Genomic DNA, 20007 nt, shown 5'->3' on the forward strand with positions numbered 1-20007 from the left:
AGGTGGGCCTACCGCGCGAAGGCACAGGTACCGCGCGAGGCGCTTCCAGGGGAGCAGCGCAGGCTGGCGCCGAATCCCAGAAGGAGCACGATGACGACGACCGAGTCGACCCCCACCGCGGCCGCAGCCCCCATGACCGAGCTGCTGGCCGGCGGCGCCTACGACCCGGTACAGGCCGAGGAGACCATCACCGCGCTGCGGGTCACCGGCACGATCCCGGAATATCTCGACGGCCGGTACGTGCGCAACGGGCCGAATCCGATCGGGCCGGTGGACGCCGCCACGTTCCACTACTTCATGGGCGACGGCATGGTGCACGGCGTCCGGCTGCGCGGCGGGCGGGCGGAGTGGTACCGCAACCGCTGGGTGCGCTCCACCGACTCCGCGAAGGCGCTCGGGGAGCCCGCGCCCGCGTCGTCGGGCGTCAGCGTGGCGGCGAACACGACCGTCATCCAGCACGCGGGCGCCACGCTGGCACTCGTGGAGGCCGGTGGCTCCGCCTACGCCCTCACCGACGAGCTGGAGACGGTCGGGGTCTGGAACTTCCAGGGCACGCTGCCCGGCGGCTACACGGCGCATCCGAAGCTCGACCGGGCGACGGGGGAGCTGCACGCCATCTCGTACCGGTTCGACCGGCCCGGACGCGTGCAGTACTCGGTCGTGGATCCGCGGGGCCGAGCCCGACGCGTGGTCGACGTGCCGGTGCACGGCAGCCCGATGGTGCACGACATGGGGCTCACGCAGGGGCACGTGGTGGTCCTCGACCTGCCGATCGAATTCGACCTGGGCCGCGCGATGCGCGCCGTCGGCGTGCCGCCGCGCATCATCGGGCCGGCGACTCGGGTCGCCTCCCGCATGATCGGGCGGGTGCCGATGAACGGCCGGCTGGCCGACCTGGCGGCGAGCAGGTTGCGGAACGGCGACATGCCGTACAGCTGGGCGCCGCAGCATCCGAGCCGCCTGGGCGTGCTGCCGCGTGAGGGGTCGGGCGTGAACGTGCGCTGGTTCGAGATCGACCAGTGCTTCATCTTCCACGTGCTCGGCGCCTACGACGAGGTGGACGAGGACGGCCGCGTGCGCGCGGTGATCGTCGACGGCGTGCGCTACGACAGCGTCTTCGACGACGACGCGCACGGTCCGGAGGGGCTGACCACTCGCCTGGCGCGCTGGCGGCTGGATCTCGTCACCGGGAAGGCGACGGATTCGACGGTCGACGACCGGCCGCAGGAGTTCCCGCGCATCGACGAGCGCCTGCTGGGGAACGTATACCGCTACGGGTATGCAACGGGCCTGGCGCCGGACACCGGCTTCATCGACGGCCGCATCGTCCGCTACGACTTCCAGACCGGCCAGGCGACCTGGCACAGCCTGGGGAGCCGCGTCGAAGTGGGCGAGCTGGTGTTCGTGCCGTCCGGTCCGGACGCCGCCGAGGACGACGGGGTGCTGATGGGCTTCGTGCACGACGGCGAGACCGGCGCCGACCGGCTGGAGCTGCTGGACGCGGCGACGCTGGAGTCGGTCGCGCAGGTGCACCTGCCGGTGCGCGTGCCGCACGGCTTCCACGGCAACTGGCTGCCCTCTTGAGACCGGGCGACGGAGCGGGATACGCGTGGACCAATGTGGGTTCCGCGCGACACCACCGCTACCGCGCGGGATCGTCTGGATCGGCGCGGTCCGGGAAGTCGGCTGCGTCGAGGATCCCGTGCATGAGGGTCAGTTCCGGGTCGTAGATGTGGGCGGACTTGATCGTCACCGTCAGCCTGCCCACCGGCACTCCCACCTGGTCGGCGACGCGGCGCTGCAGCTGCGCCAGCTCGACCAGGTTGGCGTAGCCCTTCGTGCCGAAGTCGATGCTGTGGGCGGTCACGACCAGGTGGAGCGCGCCGTCGGGGATCCAGAAGTCGAGCATCGCCACACACGGGATGTAGGCGGTGTCGGTGAGCGGCTCGAATGTGGTGATCACCGCGTCGCGGCGCTCGGGGTCGGCGCGCAGGCGGTCGATCACCCACTGCACCTGGTCACGGCCTGAGCGGGCGTAGTCGAACAGGCGGCTTGCATAGCTGGCCGCGTCGCCGAGGGCGGTGACCCGGCGGAAGTCGGTGAAGTTGGCATGCATCCAGGCAAGGCGCTCCGGATCGGCGAACCGCGCGATCACCTGGTCGTCCGGCGAGGGCGTCGCCACGTCCAGGGTGACGTTCCGCACCTCGAGGATCGGCTGCCCGTCCCAGTGCGCGGGAATCCCGTCGTGCAGAATGCGGGACGCGATCCCCAGCCATGCAGCGCCGATCGTGGTCGCCGCAAGCACGCTCGGCGCACTGGTGGACGTGGTTGCCTGCATCGGGTTCCCTCACTGGCCGGTCGTGCCGTCACGCGTACCGTCCGATTCTCCCAGCCGACGCGAGCAGCCGCCGTGACTCGGCGGCGCCTACGGCTGCAACCGCTCGATGCGCCAGTCGTCGCCGTCCGGCGAATAGACGATCCGGTCGTGCAGCCGCGAGGGGCGCCCCTGCCAGAACTCGATTCGCACCGGGCGCACCAGCCAGGCGCCCCAGTGCGGCGGTCGGGGGATGTCGGTCACGCCGGCGAACCGCTCCTCCGCCGCGCGCGCCTGCCGCTCCAGCTCGGCACGGCTCAACACCGGCGCGGACTGGTCGCTCGCCCACGCGCTCACCTGTGAGCCGCGCGGCCGGCTCGACCAGTACCGGTCGCTCAGCTCGGCGGGCGCGCGCACCACGTCGCCGTCGATCAGCGCCTGACGCTGCAACGGGTACCAGGGGAACGCCAGCGCGACCCGCGCTTCGTGCGTGAGGGCCCGACCCTTGCGGGAGCCGTCGTTCGTGACGAACTCGAATCGGCCCTCGACGATGCCCTTCAGGAGCACGGTGCGCGACGTCGGCCGCCCGTCCTCGCTCACGGTGGACAGCACCATCGCGTTCGGCTCCGGCACCCCGGCGACCTCGGCGGCGGTCAACCACGCCCTGAACTGCACGAGCGGATCCGGATCCACGTCGCCGATATCGAGGGTGTCGCGGTCATAGTCGTCATGCCGGGCGAAGGAGTCCACGCGGACGAGTCTGCTCCCAGCCTCGCGCGAGGGAGGGAAGCGCTGCGCGGCGGCGGACCGGAGCGCCGACCCGGGCAGTCCAATAGCCTCGCAGGATGGGTCGGAATCCGCTGCAGCTACCGATCGATGCGCGGTCCCGCAGCGCGCTCGCCGCATCGGGACTGCGGCTGGCGCTGGTCGATCCCTCCGATGACGCTCAGGTTCGGGCCTGGTTCGAGGCCGAGTCGCGCGGCTTCCTCAGCCCGGCACCGACGGACGAGACCTTCGCCGAGTCGCGCGTCGCATTCACCGAGCGGCGCAGCACCGGCGTCTGGGACGACTCGCTGGCCGAGCCCGCGACACCGGTCGGCACCATCACCTGCTGGCCCGCCGACCTGTCGCTGCCGGGGGAACGGATCCTTGCCTCCTGGGCGATCAGCGGCGTCACCGTCTCGCCGACACATCGGCGGCGCGGTATCGCCCGCGCGCTGCTCGAGGCGGAGTTGCGGACGGCGCATGCCGCGGGCCTGCCGGTGGCCGTGCTGACGGTCTCGGAGGCCACCATCTACGGCCGCTTCGGCTTCGGGCCGGCGACGGAGGCGACGGAGCTGTCGATCGACACACGGCGCGCCGGCTGGCGGGGCGGGCCGGTCGCGGGTCGCGTGCAGTACGTCTCCCGCGAGCAGCTGCTGCGCGACGCGCCCGCCATCTGGGCCGGCGCCCGCCGCTCGACCCCGGGGGCGGTCGCGCTGTCCGGGCTGGTGTTCACCCGGATCTTCGGGCGCGCGTCGGACGACGACGACCTGCGCGCCCGGCGTTTCGCCCGCTACGACGACGCGCACGGCGCGCCCACCGGCTATCTCGTCTACACAGCCGCCGAGAACGAGTCCGACTTCGCCGCCAGCTCCGCACAGGTCGTGCACCTGGTCGCCGCGACGCCGGATGCCTACTCGGCGCTCTGGCGGTTCGTGCTGCAACTGGACCTGATCGGGACGGTGACCGCCCGCCTGCGGTCCACCGACGAAGCGCTGAAGTGGCTCGTCGCCAACCCGCGTGCGGTGCGAACCACCTCCGTCAGCGATCACCTGTGGTTGCGGATCCTCGACCCGGTCGTCACCCTGCAGGCGCGCGCCTACGCCGGTCCCGCGCGCATCGCGCTCGCCGTCGACGACCCCCTCGACTACGCCGCGGGCCGGTTCTTGCTCGCGGTCGACGATCACGGCTTCGCAACCGTCACGCGAATCGACGACGCGGAAGAGCCGGATGTCCCCGCTGTCCGGCTCGGCGTGGCTGTACTCGGCTCGCTGCTGTTGGGCGGCGTGTCCGCGGTCACGCTGCAGCGTGCCGGGCTGGTCGGCGGGTCGACGGAGTCGGTGGCGCTGCTGGACCGGGCGTTCCGGTCGCCGACCGTCCCGTGGCTCGACGTCTGGTTCTGACCGCCGCGCACGAGCCCAGCACGTCAGCAGGACAGGGTCCCGACAGCAGGTCGCCAGTCGACCAGCAGCCTGCTTTCGAGACCTGGTCCTGCTGACGTGCTCAGGATTCGAAGTCGTCGGGGTCGCGCAGTTCCCAGGGAATCCGGCCGATTAGCACGACGGGCTCTTCCGGCGGCAGGTCGAACTCGCCGGGCAGGTCGAAGCCGCCGGTGGTGCTGACCCGGCCCAGACGGTGCACGGTGGAGTGGCGGTGGTCGCCGGTCAGGGCGGGCTCATCGCCCAGGTGATGCGGAGCGGTGTGGGGCACGTCGTGGCCTTCCCGGAACGACGCCGACGAGAACGGCTCCGACTCGAAGGTTCTTGTCGATGCGGATGTGCCCGACGCGGAGCGTCCTGAGGTGGAGTTCCTCGATGCGCGTGCCGTGCTGAAGAAGCTCATGCGCCGTTCTTACGCCGGCATCGACACGCGGACGCCGCGGCTCACGCTCTACTCGGGGATCGTACGGTTGTCGCCCAGCATTCTCACGGTGGAGAGGTTCACGGCTGGGGTCGCTCGGCCAATCGAACCAGGCGGGCGGTACTGCTCTCATCCAGGTCGACCAGTTCGTCGCGGGAGCGCAGAAAGTCGGAGAACGACCGGAAGCCCAGCGCGCGCTCGCTGAACGACGGATCCATCCGCTTCATCTGCGTCTTGACGGCGGAGTTGTGCAGCCAGTCGTCGTCGTCCTTGCCCTGCCCCAGGCGCAGCGCCCGCTCCAGCAGGTCGGTGGCGACCGCCTGGGGATCCTCGGGCGGGTCGTCGTCGAGTCGCTGATCCGGCAGCGGCTGATTCGGGTCGCCGTGCTCCGGCTCGAGCGGCGGCTGCTGATCCAGGCCCGGCTCGGACCGGCGACGCCGACGACCGCGCTGCGGCCCAGCCGCCGCCTCCGCCTCCGTCGCCGCCTCCGCCTCCGCCTGATCGTCAACCGCCGGTGCAGGAGTCGTCACGCTGGGCGAGACGGCGCCGACGACGGCGGCGATTCCGGGCAGGTCGTCGTAGGTGACCAACTCGTCGCAGGCCGCGGCGAGCGACCGGCTGGTCGACCCGGCCACGCCGATCCCGACCACGTAGCGGCCGAGGCGCCGGCACCGCTGGGCCAGTGCGATGTAGTCGGAGTCGCCCGCGACGATCACCACGTGGGACAGGTCGGGCAGCCGGAACATGTCCTCCACGGCGTCGACGGCCAGCCGGATGTCGGCACCGTTCTTGGCGTAGGCCGCCGTCGGGAACAGCTGCACCAGATCGACGGCGCGACTGACCAGCTGCCCGCGGTACGCCGCGTTCACCGAGGCGGACCAGTCGGCGTACGCCCGGGTCAGCACCAGGGTGCCGAACGACGACGCGAAGTCGATGACGGCTCCGATGTCGACTGTCGCGGCCTGCAGCCGGGCGGCGAAGGCGGGGTCGACCACCCGCTCCGCCGTACTCGCGCCCCGCGCGCGGTCGCGCTGGAACGAGTTGCGCCCGTGCACCTGGTCGTACCGGGAGATGACGATGTTGTCGAAGTCCAGATAGACGGCGACCCGTGTCTCGCCCTGCTCAGCCATGCCCATCCCGTCCGTCGGTGACGCCAGTCTGACGTGCCGCAGCGACAGTGCGGGCCACAGGACATTCCGCCGAGTTGCCACAGCCCGTCAACCGGCGGACGGCAGCCCGTCGCCGGGGAACGCGTGCACCCGGTGCGCCTCGAACAGCAGGACCCCGGCCCGGACCGCCGGGTCGCTCGCCATCAGCCGGCGGGTCTGCTCCAGGTCCAGATCGAACACACAGACTCCGGCCAGCGGGGAGGTATCAGCAACTCGGGCTACCACGCGCAACCAACCGCCCTTGCGCAATCGCAACGTGCGCACCCCGTGCTGCTGCACCAGCTCGGACGCCTCCGGCGCCTGGCGATTGGGGCCCGCCCGCAGCACGACCATCGTGTAATCCCGCGAGGTGGCGAGCAGCGACTCCACCTCGGCATCGCCGACCGGCGGCAGTTGGGCGTCGAAGGGATCGCCGACCATGGCGAATCGTCGCACGAAGCGCGGGCGGATCCGCAGTGACTGGCGGGGGAGTGGAGGAGCGGGCGGGGACGCGGAGAGGAGGAGCGAGCGGACGGGAGCGGGGCAGGGCCGGGCGGGCGTACCGGGTCCACACTCCGACCCGACGCATTTGCTCCTGCGCGACTACTCATGTAAAAGTAATCCGGTGTCCTCGATCCGCCTCTACATCCTCGGCTCCCTCGCCGAGCGGGGTCCGATGCACGGCCACCAGCTGCGGCTGCTGGCGGAGCAGGAGCACACCCACCTGTGGACCGATATCACCGTCGGCGGGATCTACGGCGCCATGAAGCGCCTGGCCGACGAGGGCAAGATCGGCCAGGTGCGCACCGAGCGCGCCGGGCACCGGCCCGAGCGGCAGATCTACGACATCACCACCGCCGGCCGCGAGGCGCTTCGGTCCATGAGTTCGGAGACCTTGCGCAGCTTCGCGCTGCGGCCCGATCCGTTCGACCTGGCACTGACCCGCCTGGATCCGGCGTCGCTGCCGGCGCTGGAGATGACGCTGCATGCCCGACGCGACGCGATCATCGCGGCGATGTCGGCGCATCGGGCCAACCTGTCCCGGGCCGCTCCGCATCTCACTGTCGCGGAAACCCACACCATGACCCACCAGCGGTTCCGATTGCAGGCGGAGCTCGACTCGCTCGACGCCGTCCTCAACGATCTGCCCGCCATTCTCACCGACGAACACTCCCGAAAGGCGTCTTGACCGTGACCTCCACTGCTCCAGCCCCCGGCGGTATCACCATCGAACCGCGGCGCGCCTGGCTGGCCTTCGTGGTGCTGCTCATCGGCATCTCGATGTCGCTGCTCGACGCGACGATCGTCAACGTCGCGCTGCCCACCATCCGCACCAGCCTGAACGCGTCGGAGTCGACCCTCTCGTGGGTCGTCTCCGGCTACTCGCTGGCCTTCGGCCTGGTCCTCATCCCGGCGGGCCGGCTCGGCGACAAGTACGGCCACAAATGGGTCTTCTTCGGAGGCCTGGCGGGCTTCACCGCCGCCAGCGTCGCCTGTGGTCTCGCCCAGAGCGATGCGCAGCTGATCGTCGCCCGGGTCGTGCAGGGCCTCGCCGCGGGCATGTACCTGCCGGCCGTCAACGCCTACATCCAGCTGCTGTTCCAGGGGCGGGTGCGCGGTCGCGCCTTCGCGATCCTCGGCGCCGTCATCGGTGTTGCGTCCGCCCTGGGGCCACTCGTCGGAGGCCTGCTGATCCAGGCGTTCGGAGAGAAGAACGGTTGGCGGTTGGTCTTCGGCGTGAATCTGCCGATCGGGCTCGTCGCCCTGATCGGGTGCGTCGTCCTGGTGCCGAACCGCGTCGGCGATCTGCGGCGCACCACCGGGGGCTTCGACGTGATCGGCCTGGTGATCGTCGCCGCCGGGCTCTCCGCCATCCTGGTGCCGCTGATCGAGGGCCAGGACCAAAGCTGGCCCGCCTGGACCTTCGTGACGCTGATCGCCGGCGTCGCCTTCCTCGTCGCGTTCGCGATCTGGGAACGGAGCGTCGCCCGCCGCCAGGGATCACCCCTGGTGCCGCCACACCTCTACTCGCATGCCGCCTTCACCGGCGGCACGATTCTGGCGCTCGTCTACTTCGCGGCGTTCACCAGCATCTTCTTCACGCTGTCGCTGCTGTGGCAGGCCGGCCTCGGCCACTCCGCGCTCGAGACAGGACTGCTCTCCCTGCCGTTCGCGATCGGCAGCATCCTCGGCGCGTCGCAGAGCAGCCGCCTCGCGGCGATGATCGGACGTCGGGTGCTCATCATCGGCACCGCCTGCGTCTCGCTCGGCCTGATCGGCCTCTGGCTCGTGCTGCAGCTCGTCCCCACGGCGGACCTGACCACGTGGGCGCTGCTCGGACCCCTCGCGCTCGGCGGGATCGGCAGCGGACTCTTCATCGCACCGAACGTGCAGTTCATCACCGCGACGGTCGACCCCGCCGAGGCGGGCGCGGCCAGCGGCGTGATCTCCACCATGCAGCGCCTCGGCTCGGCGATCGGCATCGCGGTCATCAGCAGCACGCTGTTCGGCGCCCTGCCGGTGTTCCACGGCCGACCGACGCCCGCCCAACTGGCGGACGGCTTCGGCACCGCCGCGGCCGCGGCCCTGGCAGTCAGTGCGGGCTTCGCGATCCTCTCGTTCCTGCTGGTCTTCGCGCTGCCCAGACGGGTGGCGCAGCGGGGTGGGCCGGCGCAGCGGCCGGCCGAGCAGGCGGAGCCGGTCGGGGCCTGAGCGCGGCGTCACCCGGCGCGGCGGCGCTCGGCGCGGGACGGCTGCGGGAGTCGAGCCGCTGCCTACGCTGGTTCTCCGATCGATGGGGCGGTGACGGATGCGGCGTGGCCGGACGACAACGACCTCGCGCGCATCGCGACGGGCCGGTTCGACTCGCAGTTCGTCGCGCACCCCGGCGTCCCGGCCCTCGTCGCCGGGGTCTGGACGCACTCGCGTGCCGGACCGGCGTCGGGGCACCGCACGGCGGGTGACAGTCCGCCCGGCGCAGACCGCCTCCACTACTCGCCGTTCGGCCGGACGTCGCGCGGGCCTCGGCGGGCTGTGGGTGCTGCTGCTGCTCACCGTCGCGCTGATGGCATACAGCGCCATCAGCGGTATGGGCGACCTGACGCGTGAACCCGCTCCGGCGCCACGGCCGGTGCTGCCGCCGACCGCGCTGGGCGTGGACGCCTCCTGGCCCACCTGTGCGCACCCCAACGAGCCGGCCGGTCCCGCGTTCGCGATCGTGGGGATCAACAACGGCACGCCGGGAACGCGCAACCCGTGCCTCACTGCGCAACTGCGCTGGGCCGCCGGCGCCGTCGGCGGGTCCGCCCAACCCTCGACCGCCTTCTACGTGATGGCCGCCGACCCCTTCCGCGCATGGGAGCGCAAGTACACGAAACCCGTGTGGCCCCACTCGGCGACCGCGCACGGCGTGCGCGTCGCAGTCCCCTCGGCGTACGGCACGGCCTGCCACGGCGCCCATACCTCCGCCGCCTGCGCCTACGTCTTCGGCTGGTCCGCCGGCTATCGCAGCGCCCACCTGCACGGCATCACCGACGCGGCGGCGCACCGGTACTGGATCGACGTGGAGATGCTCCGCGATTGGAGTCATCACACCCGCTTCAACCAGGCGATCATCGAGGGCATGGCCGCCTATCTCGGCGGGCCGACGGCCGCGGGCGGGCTGGGCGCCGAGGTCGGGCTCTACTCCAACGACCAGTTCTGGTCCGCGATCGTCGGCGAGCTGCGCACCGGCAGCCCCCTGGTCGGTCTGGACGAGTGGCAGCCGATCGGGCCGGCGACCAGGCAGCAAGCCGCCGCGTCGCTGGCCTCCGCCACCCCGTTTCACACGGGCGGCCGGGTGCGCATCGTGCAGTACGTGGCGGACGGAGTCGATATGAACGTCGCGCCGCTGGCGGGCGCGGCGGCGAACTGACCGGCAGTTGGAACTGACCGACAGTGGGGCCGGTGGCTCGGGCGTCCGACCGCCGGTCAGCCGGTCAGCCGGACCGCTTGGCCGCCAGGGCGTCCTCGCTCGGATAGCCGACGACGTGCACGTCGCGCTGGTCGAGCCCGGAGACGAGCTCGGTCAGCACGCTGACGAGCGCGAGCACGGCGTCGCCCAGCTCGCGCACGCTGCTCTCCAGGTGCTCCAGCCGCTCCGTCTTGGTCCCCGCGGGCTGCTCGATCCGCGAGAAGGCCTGCAGCGCCCGGTTGCGGGCCTGCGCCACGTGCGCGTAGTCGACCGAGACGCTCTGCTTCTCCACGGCGTGCAGTGGGGCGGATCCGGCGTCCGAGACCTTCAGATAGTCCATGACCGAACGCTACGGGGTAGCCGCCTGAACAGCGCAACCCGACCTGAACACTCCTGGCCGGCGCCCCGAACACTCCTGGAACTGTGAGCGACCGGGCGGTGCCGGCCGGGTCACGACGGCATCACCAGGCGGCGCGGGATGACCGTGATGGCGCGGCATCACCGCGGGGGTCGGCCGGTCCGTTCGGCTGCGATCGGCATCAGCCGATGCACGGCCGCGGATGCGTCCGCGGCGAGCGGGTTCAGCGAGACCCCGTCTTCGGCCACGAGTTCGCCGCCGATGTAGACCTGCTTCAGGTTGCGCTGCCCGCAGGCCAGCACATAGCTGCGCACCGGACGCCAGAGCGGTCCGACGTCGGGGGAGCGGGGATCCACGACCAGGAAGTCGGCGTGAGCGCCGGTGGTGAGCGCGCCCACCTGCCCGGCGAGCCCCAGGATCCGCGCCGAGCCCTCGGTGTGCAGCCGCAGCACCTGCTCGGGCAGCATCGACGCGGGCCTCCCGGTCGCAGCGCGCACGAGCGCCATCCCCATCCGCATGTTCTGCCACGGGTCGGCGATGTCGGTGCAGGCCTGATCGTCGAGGCCCATCCCCACCGGCATGCCGGCGGCGAGGATCGCCGGCAGGTCCGCGACGCCGGAGGCGAGACGACCGTTGGACGCGGGCTGCCACGACATCGACGCGCCACCCGCGGCGGCAGTCGCGATGATCTGCGGAGTCGTCTGGATGAAGTGGCCGAAGATCAGGTCGGGGCCGAGCGCGCCGGCCTGCTCGTAGGCGGCGAACTTCGTTCGCTGCGCCTCGACCGCCTCGCGGGTCTCCAAGAAGTGGGCCTGGTTGATCACGCCGTACCGGCGCATCGCAGCCACCTCCAGCGCCGCGGCGTTCGGCCGGTCGGACCACTGCACGGCGCCCATGATCGCGGCGTCGAGCGCGAACGACCGGTCCAGGGAGCGGGTGTACTCCACCATCGCGCCGAACCGTTCCAGCACCTCGTCGTCGGTGCCGATCGCGTCGTCCAGCGACGCCGCGTTCAGAAAGCGGATACCGGCAGCCGCCTTGCCGTCGATCTGAGCGAGCTGATGCTGCAGCGGGCGCAGCTCCGGTTCGCTCGGCGCGACCGCATCCGCAGCGTCGGCGCTCCGATCGACGCCGTCCCGCACGAACCGGGGGGAACCGTCGCGGTCCCACGAGATGCGGGGGTCGGTGAAGTCGAATGCGGTCGTGGTGCCGCCCGCGATGAAGTCGAGGGCTCCGTGCAGGGTGGTCCAGTAGTAGGTCTCGGGCGTGGCACCGCCCATCAGCCCGAGCATCTCGTCGCACCAGCCGTACAGGGTCTCGTCGGCGCCCAGGCCTCGGGCGCCGCTCGTGAACAGGTGGCTGTGGGCGGAGACGAAGCCCGGCGCGACGAAGGCGCCGCCGACGTCCAGCACCCGGGCTCCGGGGACGGCGGGCGGGTCGCCCGCGCCGGTCGCCGTGATGCGCCCATGCTCGACAAGCATCCAGCCGTCCGGCAGCAGGCCGCAGTCGGCGACGCCGGGCGCCATGGTGATCAGGTGGGCACGGGTCACGAGCAGGGCCATGCGGTCAGTGTGCCCGGCCGATGCCGAGCGTGCTCGATCGAGCCGTCGGGCACGCCCGAGTCACGCCCCGGGCTCAGTGCATTCGGCTCAGTGCGTCCGCTCAGTGCGCCGCGGCGAAACCGGCCGGTGCGAGCGCGGATGCGTGCGGTGGCACGGGCGAGGTCACCGAGGTCGGCACGGGTGACGTCGCGGACGCGGACGGTACGGGCGCCGGCACGGGTCCGGATACCTGCACGGGCAGGATCGGCAGGCAGGAGACGTCAGCGTCGTAGGCGCCGTCGATGAACTGCACCATCGACAGTCGCCCGCCCGGCGTGAGCGGGCTCACCGAGCACGCCTCCTGGGCGGCCCGGCTGGACACCGTCCCAGCCGCGATCCAGCTGGGCAGCCCGTTCAGCGGACTGCCCGTCGGCAGGGTGCCGACGATCCAGTTCCACTGCTGCCGGGACGAGTAGATACCCGCCTCGGCACCGACCGCGGCGAAGGCCGCGACCATGCCCTCGAGCACGGCGGCGTTGGGTCGGGTGTCGAAGCTCCAGCTGTTGCTCGTCTCCACGTCCAGCCACCAGCGGTAGTCGGCCGCGTGCGCGGGGTCGATTCCACGGATGTGCGTGTCGTCGTAGGCGACGGAGTAGCCGTAGACGTACGAGCAGGGCGCTCCCACGGTGTGGGCGCAGGTGCCGTAAGGGTTCGCGATCGCGTCGCCGGCGCGGGTGCGGTTCTCGGACGGCCACCAGTCCGCCTGCAGCCCCGGATTCGCCGTGTTCACGTACAGGGCGGTGCCGGGCTGCGCGGTGACCCCGGTCGAGGTGCTGGCCCACAGCAGTTGCTCCGTCAGGCACGGATTCGTCGTGGTCGCAAGTCCGTCGTTGACGCCGATCACGGCGAAGGCCTGCCCCAGGGGCAGGAATCCGTCGCACTGCGGGAACGACACGTCGGCGCCCTGGGTGCTGGGCAGCAGCGGCGGCCCGGCCGGAGGGGTGGCCGCCTGCGCGCCGAGCGGCGCGGCGAGCACGGCGACGACGGTCGCCATGGCGCCGAGCGCGATCGAGAAGGCCCCCCTGGACATCAGGTCAGTATGCGGCCCTGTGGGCGTTTCCGCAGGGACCCAGTGCCGGGGGTATCCGCCGCCGCGCACCCCGCGCGGTAGCTGTGACTTGCCGCGGTAGGCACACCTACCGCGCGCAAGCCACAGGTACCGCGCGAAGCTTTTAGGCCTGTGGAGAAGCGACTGTGCGGGCGGCTTGTGGAGGAGTCGACGCGCCGTTTACTGAGGTGTGGTTCCGCTGATCGAGGTGCTGTCTCGGTCCCGGAGGGAGTGTCGGTGGTGGGTGGTTGAGTGCAGGTATGCAGTCAATCGCCGGTACCAGCGAAGCGCTCGACCGCGCGTTCGCCGCGGTGCTCGCTGCACCCGTGCTGCCGCGGACCGCAACGGACGCCGAGGTGCTGGCTGCGGTGGCGGGGTGGGAGGCGATCGGCCGGGTCGTCGACGCCCGCCGAGTCCGTGCCGCCGCGGAAGTCGAATGGCGCTCCCGGGTGCAGCTCAGCCCGAACGGCCTCGCCGAGCAGTACGACGCCCGCGACGGAGCGGACCTGGTCTCCACGGTCGCGCGCATCGGTACCAAAGAAGCGAAGCGTCGGATCGGGGTCGGCACCGCCCTAATGCCCCGCCTCGGCCTGACCGGGGATGAACTGCCCGGCCGGTACCCGACCATGACCGCTGCGGTGAACGCCGGTGAGGTCGGCGTCGAGTCGGCCCGGCTGGTGGTGGAGACCCTCAACTCGGTGCGGAAGCGGACCACGGTCGAGAACCTGGAGATCGCGGAAGCCGAACTGACCGAAGCCGCCGGGATTTTGACTCCGGACCTGCTGTCTGTGCAGACCGCGACGTGGGCGGAGTACCTCGACCCCGACGGCACCGAACCCGCCGATGAAGCACGACGGCAGAAACGTGCGTTCCGGCTCGGACGGCTCGGGGTCGACGGGTTGACGTCGTTCACCGGCCGCGCGACCCCCGAAGTCGCCGCCCTCCTCCGCGAAGCACTCCAAGCCCACCGCCGTGGGGTGCGGATGACCTACCAGCCACCCGGCGGTGAGGACGCCGAGGACCTGGAATCCACCTGGCGGGAAACCGACGGAGACCAACGCACCACGACCCAGTACGACTTCGACACCTTCGCCGCGATCATCATCGCAGGCGTGCAAGCCGAACACGACGGAACCGTCGGCACGAAGGCCATCCACGAGGTCGTCGTCCACGTCACCGCAACCGACCTGGAACAGCGCACCGGTGGTGGCTGGCCGGAGGGGATCCTCACCCGACTCCCCATCCCGACGGTGGAGCGGATCGCCTGCGACGGACGCACACGACTGCTGGTCACCGGGGAGCAGGGCGAACCGCTCTACCTGGGGCTCTCGAATCGACTCTTCACGCCCGCACAGAAGAAAGCCCTCGCCGCACGGGATGGTGGATGCGTCTGGCCGGGCTGCACTGCCCCGGTCGCCTGGACCGACGCGCACCACATCGCCTGGTGGCACCGCGATCAGGGGCCCACCGACATCGACAACGGGGTCCTGCTCTGCAGCCACCACCACCACCTCATCCACAACACCGGTCGACACGAGATACGACTCCATCAGAAGCAGCCACACCTCGTCCCAAAGGGCTGGCGCGGGCCGCCCCTACCCCGACACCGCATGCAACGACACCCGATCACTCAGGGCATCCGCGGAACGCCTAAGCGGATGTAGGTGTGACGTCGCGAACGATCGACTCCGTCGACGAAGGAGTGGCTGCCAGACTGGCGGCCGGTACATCAGCGAGGCCGGTGAATCAGCAAGGGGGGGACTCGACGTGTCTGAAACGGCACCTGGGCCCAGCTCCGCTATCTCCGCCGCCGCGCCCGCCACCGGCTCCTCCGCCGCCTCCTCCTCCGCCGCCGCCGCTGGCGCGTTCGGCGTGCACTCCGAGGTCGGCCGCCTGCGCCGGGTACTCGTCTGCGAGCCCGGCCTGGCCCACCAGCGGCTGACCCCCACCAATGCCGGCGGGCTGCTCTTCGACGACGTGCTGTGGGTGGAGAGCGCCCAGCGCGACCACCGGGCGTTCGTCGCCGAGTTGAGACGGCAGCAGGTGGAGGTGCTGGAGTTGCACACGGTCCTGACCGAGACGCTCGCGGATCCGACCGCCAAGGCGTGGCTGCTCGACCGCAAGGTGATCGCCAACGAGGTGGGCACCCTGCTCGTGGAGCCGACCCGAGCGCACCTCGAGTCGCTCAGCGAGGCGGACCTGGCGACCGCGCTGATCGGCGGACTCGCGATGGACGAGCTACCGGAAGCCGGCAGGCGAGGAACGGGCCGGCTGGAAACGGACCGACAGGAAACCGGCCGACAGGAAACCGGCTGGCTGAACAGCCTGCGCACGCGCGGCCTGGGCGTCGGCGGTCCCGCCCGCCGTCCCGCGGATTACCTGATGCCGCCGCTGCCCAACATGCTCTACACCCGCGACACCACCTGCTGGATCAACGGCGCCCTCACCCTGAACCCCCTCTTCTACGGCGCCCGCCGCGACGAGACCCTGCTGATGAAGGCCGTCTATCGCTTCCATCCCTCGTTCTCCGGCGCGTTCGAGCGGATCGTCTGGGGCGACCCCGAGCAGCAGTGGGGCTCCGCGACGCTGGAGGGCGGCGACGTCATGCCGCTCGGCCGTGGCGTGGTGCTGATCGGGATGGGGGAGCGCAGCTCCCGGCAGGCGATCGGCCAGGTCGCCGCGGCTCTATTCGACCGCGGCGAGGCGGAGCGGGTGATCGTCGCGGGCATGCCCAAGCTGCGCGCCGCGATGCACCTGGACACCGTGTTCACGTTCGCCGCCGAGGACTGCGTGACGGTGTACCGGGCGATCGTCGACGGGATCACCCCGTTCACGCTGCGTCCCGGCCGGCCCGGCCGTGCCCACGTGACGGCCGAGACCGCGCCGTTCCTGGACGTGGTGCGCGACGCCCTGGGCCTCGACTCGCTGCGCGTGGTCAACACCGGCGGCGACGACTTCGCCGCCGAGCGGCAGCAGTGGGACAGCGCCAACAACGTCATCGCGGTCCGGCCCGGGCAGGTCTTCGCCTACGACCGCAACACCCACACCAACGACCTGCTCACCCAGGCCGGCGTGGAAGTGCTGAGCATCACCGGCGCAGAACTCGGCCGCGGCCGCGGCGGCGGCCACTGCATGACCTGCCCACTGCTGCGCGATCCGGTCACCTATTGAGTCGACTCGACTGACTCGAGCCGGATGCGGTCGGTGGTGTTGCGTCAGTGGTGCTCCGTCAGTGGTGCTTCGGAGGGGCGTATCGCACGAGTGAGACGAGCGCGCCCAGTGTGCCGATGCCGCCGACCACGACGATGCCGGCGATGACCACCAGCCAGATGTCCCCGCTGTCCATGCGCTCCTCCTGGTCGTACCCGACCTGCTCGAATCCGCCGCTCCGACCCTAAACGGTCCGGCCCGGCCGAGCCGGCGGACCAGGTGGGTGCGATCAGGCCGCGGCCACTGCGGCGACGGACTGCCGAGCGATCTCCAACTCCTCGTCGGTGGGGACGACCAGCACGGCGATCGGTGCGCGGTCCGGCGAGATGCGCCGGGCGCCGGTCGCCGTCGCGGCATTGCGCTGCGGGTCCACCCGGATGCCCAGCCCTTCGAGCCCGGCCAGGCTCTCGGCGCGCGTGGCCGCGTCGTTCTCCCCGACCCCCGCGGTGAACACCACCGCGTCGAGCGCCCCCAGCTGGGCCAGGTACGCGCCCACGTAGTGGCGGATGCGGTGGGCGTAGGTGTCGAGCGCGATTCGCGCGGCGATGTCGCCCCCGGCCGCGGCGGCCCGCACGTCGCGCATGTCGCCGGATCCGGTCAGGCCTTTCAGGCCGCTGCCGGAGTTCAGCATCCGCTCCAGTTCGTCGAAGCCCAGGCCGGCCTGGCGATGCAGGTGGAACAGGACCGCGGGATCCAGGTCGCCGGAGCGGGTGCCCATCACCAGGCCCTCCAGCGGCGTGATGCCCATCGACGTCTCCACCGACACTCCGCCGTCGACCGCGCACGCAGATGCGCCGTTGCCCAGGTGCAGCACGATCAGTTTCGTCGCCTGCACCGGCCGGCCAAGGAACGCGGCGGCGGCGCGCGAGACGTACCGGTGCGAGGTGCCGTGGAAGCCGTACCGGCGCACCCCGTACCGCGCCGCCAGGTCGGCGTCGATGGCGTAGGTGGCCGCCGCGGCCGGCAGCGTGCGGTGGAACGCGGTGTCGAACACCGCCACCTGCGGCAGGTCGGGCAGTGCCTCCCGCGCGGCCCGGATGCCGGCCAGGTTCGCGGGGTTGTGCAGCGGCGCCAGGGCGGACAGGTCGTCGATCGCCTGCTCCACAGAATCGTCGATCACGGTGGCGGCGTCGAAGCGGTCCCCGCCGTGCACGACGCGATGACCGACCACGGCCGGAGTGACGCCGGCCTGCTCGCGCAGCTGCTCGAGCGCCTGCCGCACAGCCGTGCCCGCATCCGGCACGTCACTGCCCTGCTCGCCGATGCGCTCGATGGTGCCCGCGGCCGACGACTCGCCGGTGGCGGCATCCACCAGCCGGTACTTCAGCGACGACGACCCCGCGTTCAGCACGAAGACGGGGCCGGAGGAAGTCGATTCGCTCACGAGTGAAGGTCCTTCTGAGAATGGGCGGGCGGTGCGGCTGCGGGCGATGCGGCCGGGGTCGATTCGGCCGAGGTCGATTCGGCCGCGGGCGATGCCGCCGGGGGCGATGCGGCCGGACCCGCGGCGGCGGGCCGCGACTGGGCCTGGATCGCGGTGATCGCGATGGTGTTGACGATGTCGCGCACCAGCGCCCCGCGGGACAGGTCGTTGATCGGTCTGTTCAGACCCTGCAGCACCGGCCCGATCGCCAGCGCGTTGGAGGAGCGTTGCACCGCCTTGTAGGTGTTGTTGCCGGTGTTCAGGTCGGGGAACACGAACACGGTCGCCCGCCCGGCGACGGGGGAGTCGGGCATCTTCGCGGCGGCGACCGCGGGGTCGGCGGCGGCGTCGTACTGGATGGGCCCTTCCGCAAGCAGCAGAGGCGCCCGCTCGTGCACCAGGGCGGTCGCCTCGCGCACCTTGTCCACATCCGCCCCGCTGCCGGAGGTACCGGTGGAGTAACTGAGCATCGCGACTCGCGGCTCGATGCCGAACCGCGAGGCCGTGTCCGCCGCCGAGATCGCGATGTCGGCCAGCTGTTCGGCCGTCGGCACGGGGATGATCGCGCAGTCGCCGTAGACGAGCACGCGGTCGGCGAGCGCCATCAGAAAGACGCTGGAGACGACCTTCACCCCGGGCGCGGTCTTCACCAACTCGAACGCGGGCCGGATGGTGTGCGCGGTCGTGTGGGTGGCGCCGGAGACCATGCCATCTGCGAGGCCCAGGTGCACCATCAGGGTGCCGAAGTACGACACGTCGGTGACGGTGTCGCGCGCCAGCTCCAGGGAGACGCCCCGGTGCGCCCGCTCGGTCGCGTACGCCTCCGCGAACCGCTGCCGCTGCGGCTCCGCGAGCGGGTCGATCACGTCGGCGTCGGCCAGGTCGATGCCCAGCCCGGCGGCGCGCGCCCGCACCTGCGCCGGGACGCCCAGGATCGTCAGCCGGGCCACGCCGCGGCGCAGCACGATCCCGGCGGCCTCGAGCACGCGGTCGTCGTCACCCTCCGGCAGCACGATGTGCCTCGGGTCGGCGGCGGCACGGGACAGCAGGTCGTACTCGAACATCAACGGCGTGACCACGGAGGAGCGGTGCACGTCCAGCGCGCCGAGCAGCGCTGCCGCGTCCACGTGGGCGTCGAACAGGGCGACCGCGCGGGCGTACTTCTGCGGCGACTCCGCCGCCAGCCGGCCGCGCACGGCCGCCACACGGCCGGCCGTCTCGAATGTGCCGAGCTCGGTGCGCGCGATCGGCAGCCGGACACCCAGCCCGTCGATCAACCGTTGGGTGTGGTGGGCGGGAGTGAGTCCGCCGGTCAGCAGCACCCCGGCGAGGGCGGGGAAGGTGTCGCCGGCGTGGGCCAGCAGCACGCCGAGCAGCGTGTCCGTGCGGTCGCCGGGCATCACCACGAGTGTGCCCTCGGCCAGCCGCGGCAGCAGGTTCTCCAGGGTCATCGCCGCGACGACGGTGTGGACCACATCGCGCTCCAGCAGCGCAGGATCGCCGACGGCCAGCACGCCCTCGGCCTGGGCGAGCACGGTGGCGAGGCTCGGCGCCACCAGACCCGGGTCCTCCGGGATCGCGAAGACGCCGGTGTCCGGGGGCAGCAGGGCCGCGACGGCGGCGGCGATCTCGGCCACCTGGCCCGGGTCGCACCGGTTGACGACCACGCCGAGCAGGGCGGCGTGCTCGCCGCGGAACTCCGCGAGGGCGATCTCGGCCACCTGCGCCACCTCGGAGGCCGTGCGTGCCTCGGGTCCCTCCCCGCGCCGTCCGCCGAGCGCCAGCACGACCGCCGCGCCCAGGTTCGCCGCGACCCGGGCGTTGAAGCGCAGCTCGGTGGGCGTGCCGACGTCGGTGTAGTCGGAGCCGACGATCACCACCGCATCGCAGGCCGCGGCCATCGCGCGATAGTCGGCCAGGATCTCAGCCAGCGCGGCGTCCGGATCGTGGTGCACCTGCTCGTAGGTCACGCCGCTGGCGGCGGACTGCCCGACCTGGGCCGTGGTGTGCCGCAGCAGCATCTCCAGCACATAGTCGCTGCCGGTGGAGGTGCGGCTGACCGGCCGGAACACCCCGACCCGGCCGACGCGGCGGTTCAGGGCCTCCACCAGCCCGACCGCGATGGTGGACTTGCCCGTGTTGCCCTCCGCGGACGCCAGATAGATCGCCTCGGCCATGCAGCGGATGCTACGGCTCGGCCCCGAACGGCGGGTCTGCGGAGCCGGGCGCTTCCGGTCCGGCCTGCCTGAATCGTCAGGAATTCAGGAGAAATCGAGGTCTGCAGGCGATCCGGGCCGATCTGAGCCTTCATTTCTCGATTCATCCTGAATT

The 20007-nt window shown here is 71.6% G+C and carries 17 protein-coding genes; 7 read left to right on the plus strand and 10 right to left on the minus strand.

Features of this window, described 5'->3' with window-relative positions; genetic code table 11:
* The first annotated feature begins 90 nt into the window (after window positions 1–90).
* Entirely contained in the window at window positions 91–1584 is a 1494-nt protein-coding gene (locus tag ACFE7H_RS06975) for a carotenoid oxygenase family protein (protein WP_375400503.1), read from the plus strand.
* Between the two features lie 58 nt (window positions 1585–1642).
* On the opposite strand, the gene ACFE7H_RS06980 is transcribed toward ACFE7H_RS06975, so the two are convergent.
* A complete protein-coding gene (locus ACFE7H_RS06980) occupies window positions 1643–2338 on the minus strand; it encodes a thymidylate synthase (protein WP_375400504.1) in 696 nt (231 codons plus the stop codon).
* A gap of 87 nt (window positions 2339–2425) precedes the next feature.
* Window positions 2426–3064 (minus strand): pyridoxamine 5'-phosphate oxidase, encoded by a 639-nt coding sequence (pdxH, locus tag ACFE7H_RS06985; RefSeq protein ID WP_375400505.1) that lies wholly within the window; start codon window positions 3062–3064, stop codon window positions 2426–2428.
* Between the two features lie 95 nt (window positions 3065–3159).
* Here pdxH and ACFE7H_RS06990 point away from each other — a divergent pair, with 95 nt between their 5' ends.
* A complete protein-coding gene (locus ACFE7H_RS06990; protein ID WP_375400506.1) occupies window positions 3160–4479 on the plus strand; it encodes a GNAT family N-acetyltransferase in 1320 nt (439 codons plus the stop codon).
* Between the two features lie 100 nt (window positions 4480–4579).
* On the opposite strand, the gene ACFE7H_RS06995 is transcribed toward ACFE7H_RS06990, so the two are convergent.
* From ACFE7H_RS06995 to ACFE7H_RS07005, 3 genes are all read right to left on the minus strand, one after another.
* Complete coding sequence (locus tag ACFE7H_RS06995; protein ID WP_375400507.1) at window positions 4580–4918, minus strand: hypothetical protein; 339 nt, start codon at window positions 4916–4918, stop codon at window positions 4580–4582.
* Window positions 4919–5016: 98 nt separating this feature from the next.
* Entirely contained in the window at window positions 5017–6066 is a 1050-nt protein-coding gene (locus ACFE7H_RS07000) for an NYN domain-containing protein (RefSeq protein WP_375400508.1), read from the minus strand.
* Window positions 6067–6153: 87 nt separating this feature from the next.
* Window positions 6154–6525, minus strand: coding sequence for a hypothetical protein (locus ACFE7H_RS07005; protein WP_375400509.1), 372 nt, complete (start codon window positions 6523–6525; stop codon window positions 6154–6156).
* A gap of 148 nt (window positions 6526–6673) precedes the next feature.
* Here ACFE7H_RS07005 and ACFE7H_RS07010 point away from each other — a divergent pair, with 148 nt between their 5' ends.
* The 3 genes from ACFE7H_RS07010 to ACFE7H_RS07020 all read left to right on the plus strand — a co-directional run bounded on the left by ACFE7H_RS07010 (window position 6674) and on the right by ACFE7H_RS07020 (window position 9997).
* Window positions 6674–7273 carry a PadR family transcriptional regulator gene (locus ACFE7H_RS07010; RefSeq protein WP_375400510.1) on the plus strand — a complete coding sequence of 200 codons (600 nt, stop codon included), beginning with the start codon at window positions 6674–6676 and terminating at the stop codon, window positions 7271–7273.
* Window positions 7274–7275: 2 nt separating this feature from the next.
* Window positions 7276–8796 carry an MFS transporter gene (locus ACFE7H_RS07015; protein ID WP_375400511.1) on the plus strand — a complete coding sequence of 507 codons (1521 nt, stop codon included), beginning with the start codon at window positions 7276–7278 and terminating at the stop codon, window positions 8794–8796.
* Between the two features lie 247 nt (window positions 8797–9043).
* Window positions 9044–9997 carry a hypothetical protein gene (locus ACFE7H_RS07020; protein WP_375400512.1) on the plus strand — a complete coding sequence of 318 codons (954 nt, stop codon included), beginning with the start codon at window positions 9044–9046 and terminating at the stop codon, window positions 9995–9997.
* Between the two features lie 64 nt (window positions 9998–10061).
* Here ACFE7H_RS07020 and ACFE7H_RS07025 read toward each other — a convergent pair whose 3' ends face one another.
* The 3 genes from ACFE7H_RS07025 to ACFE7H_RS07035 all read right to left on the minus strand — a co-directional run bounded on the left by ACFE7H_RS07025 (window position 10062) and on the right by ACFE7H_RS07035 (window position 13025).
* The gene (locus ACFE7H_RS07025; RefSeq protein ID WP_375400513.1) at window positions 10062–10376 is read right to left on the minus strand and encodes a hypothetical protein; all 315 of its coding nucleotides are present in this window, start codon (window positions 10374–10376) and stop codon (window positions 10062–10064) included.
* 158 nt (window positions 10377–10534) lie between these two features.
* Complete coding sequence (locus ACFE7H_RS07030) at window positions 10535–11956, minus strand: amidohydrolase family protein (RefSeq protein ID WP_375400514.1); 1422 nt, start codon at window positions 11954–11956, stop codon at window positions 10535–10537.
* A 100-nt stretch (window positions 11957–12056) separates the two neighbouring features.
* A complete protein-coding gene (locus ACFE7H_RS07035) occupies window positions 12057–13025 on the minus strand; it encodes a hypothetical protein (RefSeq protein WP_375400515.1) in 969 nt (322 codons plus the stop codon).
* 278 nt (window positions 13026–13303) lie between these two features.
* Here ACFE7H_RS07035 and ACFE7H_RS07040 point away from each other — a divergent pair, with 278 nt between their 5' ends.
* Both ACFE7H_RS07040 and ACFE7H_RS07045 read left to right on the plus strand, forming a co-directional pair.
* Window positions 13304–14707, plus strand: a complete 1404-nt coding sequence (locus ACFE7H_RS07040; RefSeq protein WP_375400516.1) for a DUF222 domain-containing protein — start codon at window positions 13304–13306, stop codon at window positions 14705–14707.
* Between the two features lie 103 nt (window positions 14708–14810).
* Window positions 14811–16214: an arginine deiminase gene (locus tag ACFE7H_RS07045; protein ID WP_375400517.1), complete on the plus strand. Its 1404-nt coding sequence runs from the start codon at window positions 14811–14813 to the stop codon at window positions 16212–16214.
* A 268-nt stretch (window positions 16215–16482) separates the two neighbouring features.
* Here the strand turns inward: ACFE7H_RS07045 and ACFE7H_RS07050 are convergent, their stop codons facing one another.
* Both ACFE7H_RS07050 and pta read right to left on the minus strand, forming a co-directional pair.
* Window positions 16483–17637, minus strand: coding sequence for an acetate/propionate family kinase (locus tag ACFE7H_RS07050; protein WP_375400518.1), 1155 nt, complete (start codon window positions 17635–17637; stop codon window positions 16483–16485).
* Window positions 17634–19853 (minus strand): phosphate acetyltransferase, encoded by a 2220-nt coding sequence (pta, locus tag ACFE7H_RS07055; protein ID WP_375400519.1) that lies wholly within the window; start codon window positions 19851–19853, stop codon window positions 17634–17636. The genes ACFE7H_RS07050 and pta overlap by 4 nt, the downstream gene beginning before the upstream one ends.
* Window positions 19854–20007 lie beyond the last annotated feature (154 nt).

This window comes from uncultured Amnibacterium sp. (genome assembly GCF_964250715.1).
In the GTDB taxonomy this organism is placed as follows: Bacteria; Actinomycetota; Actinomycetes; order Actinomycetales; family Microbacteriaceae; genus Amnibacterium.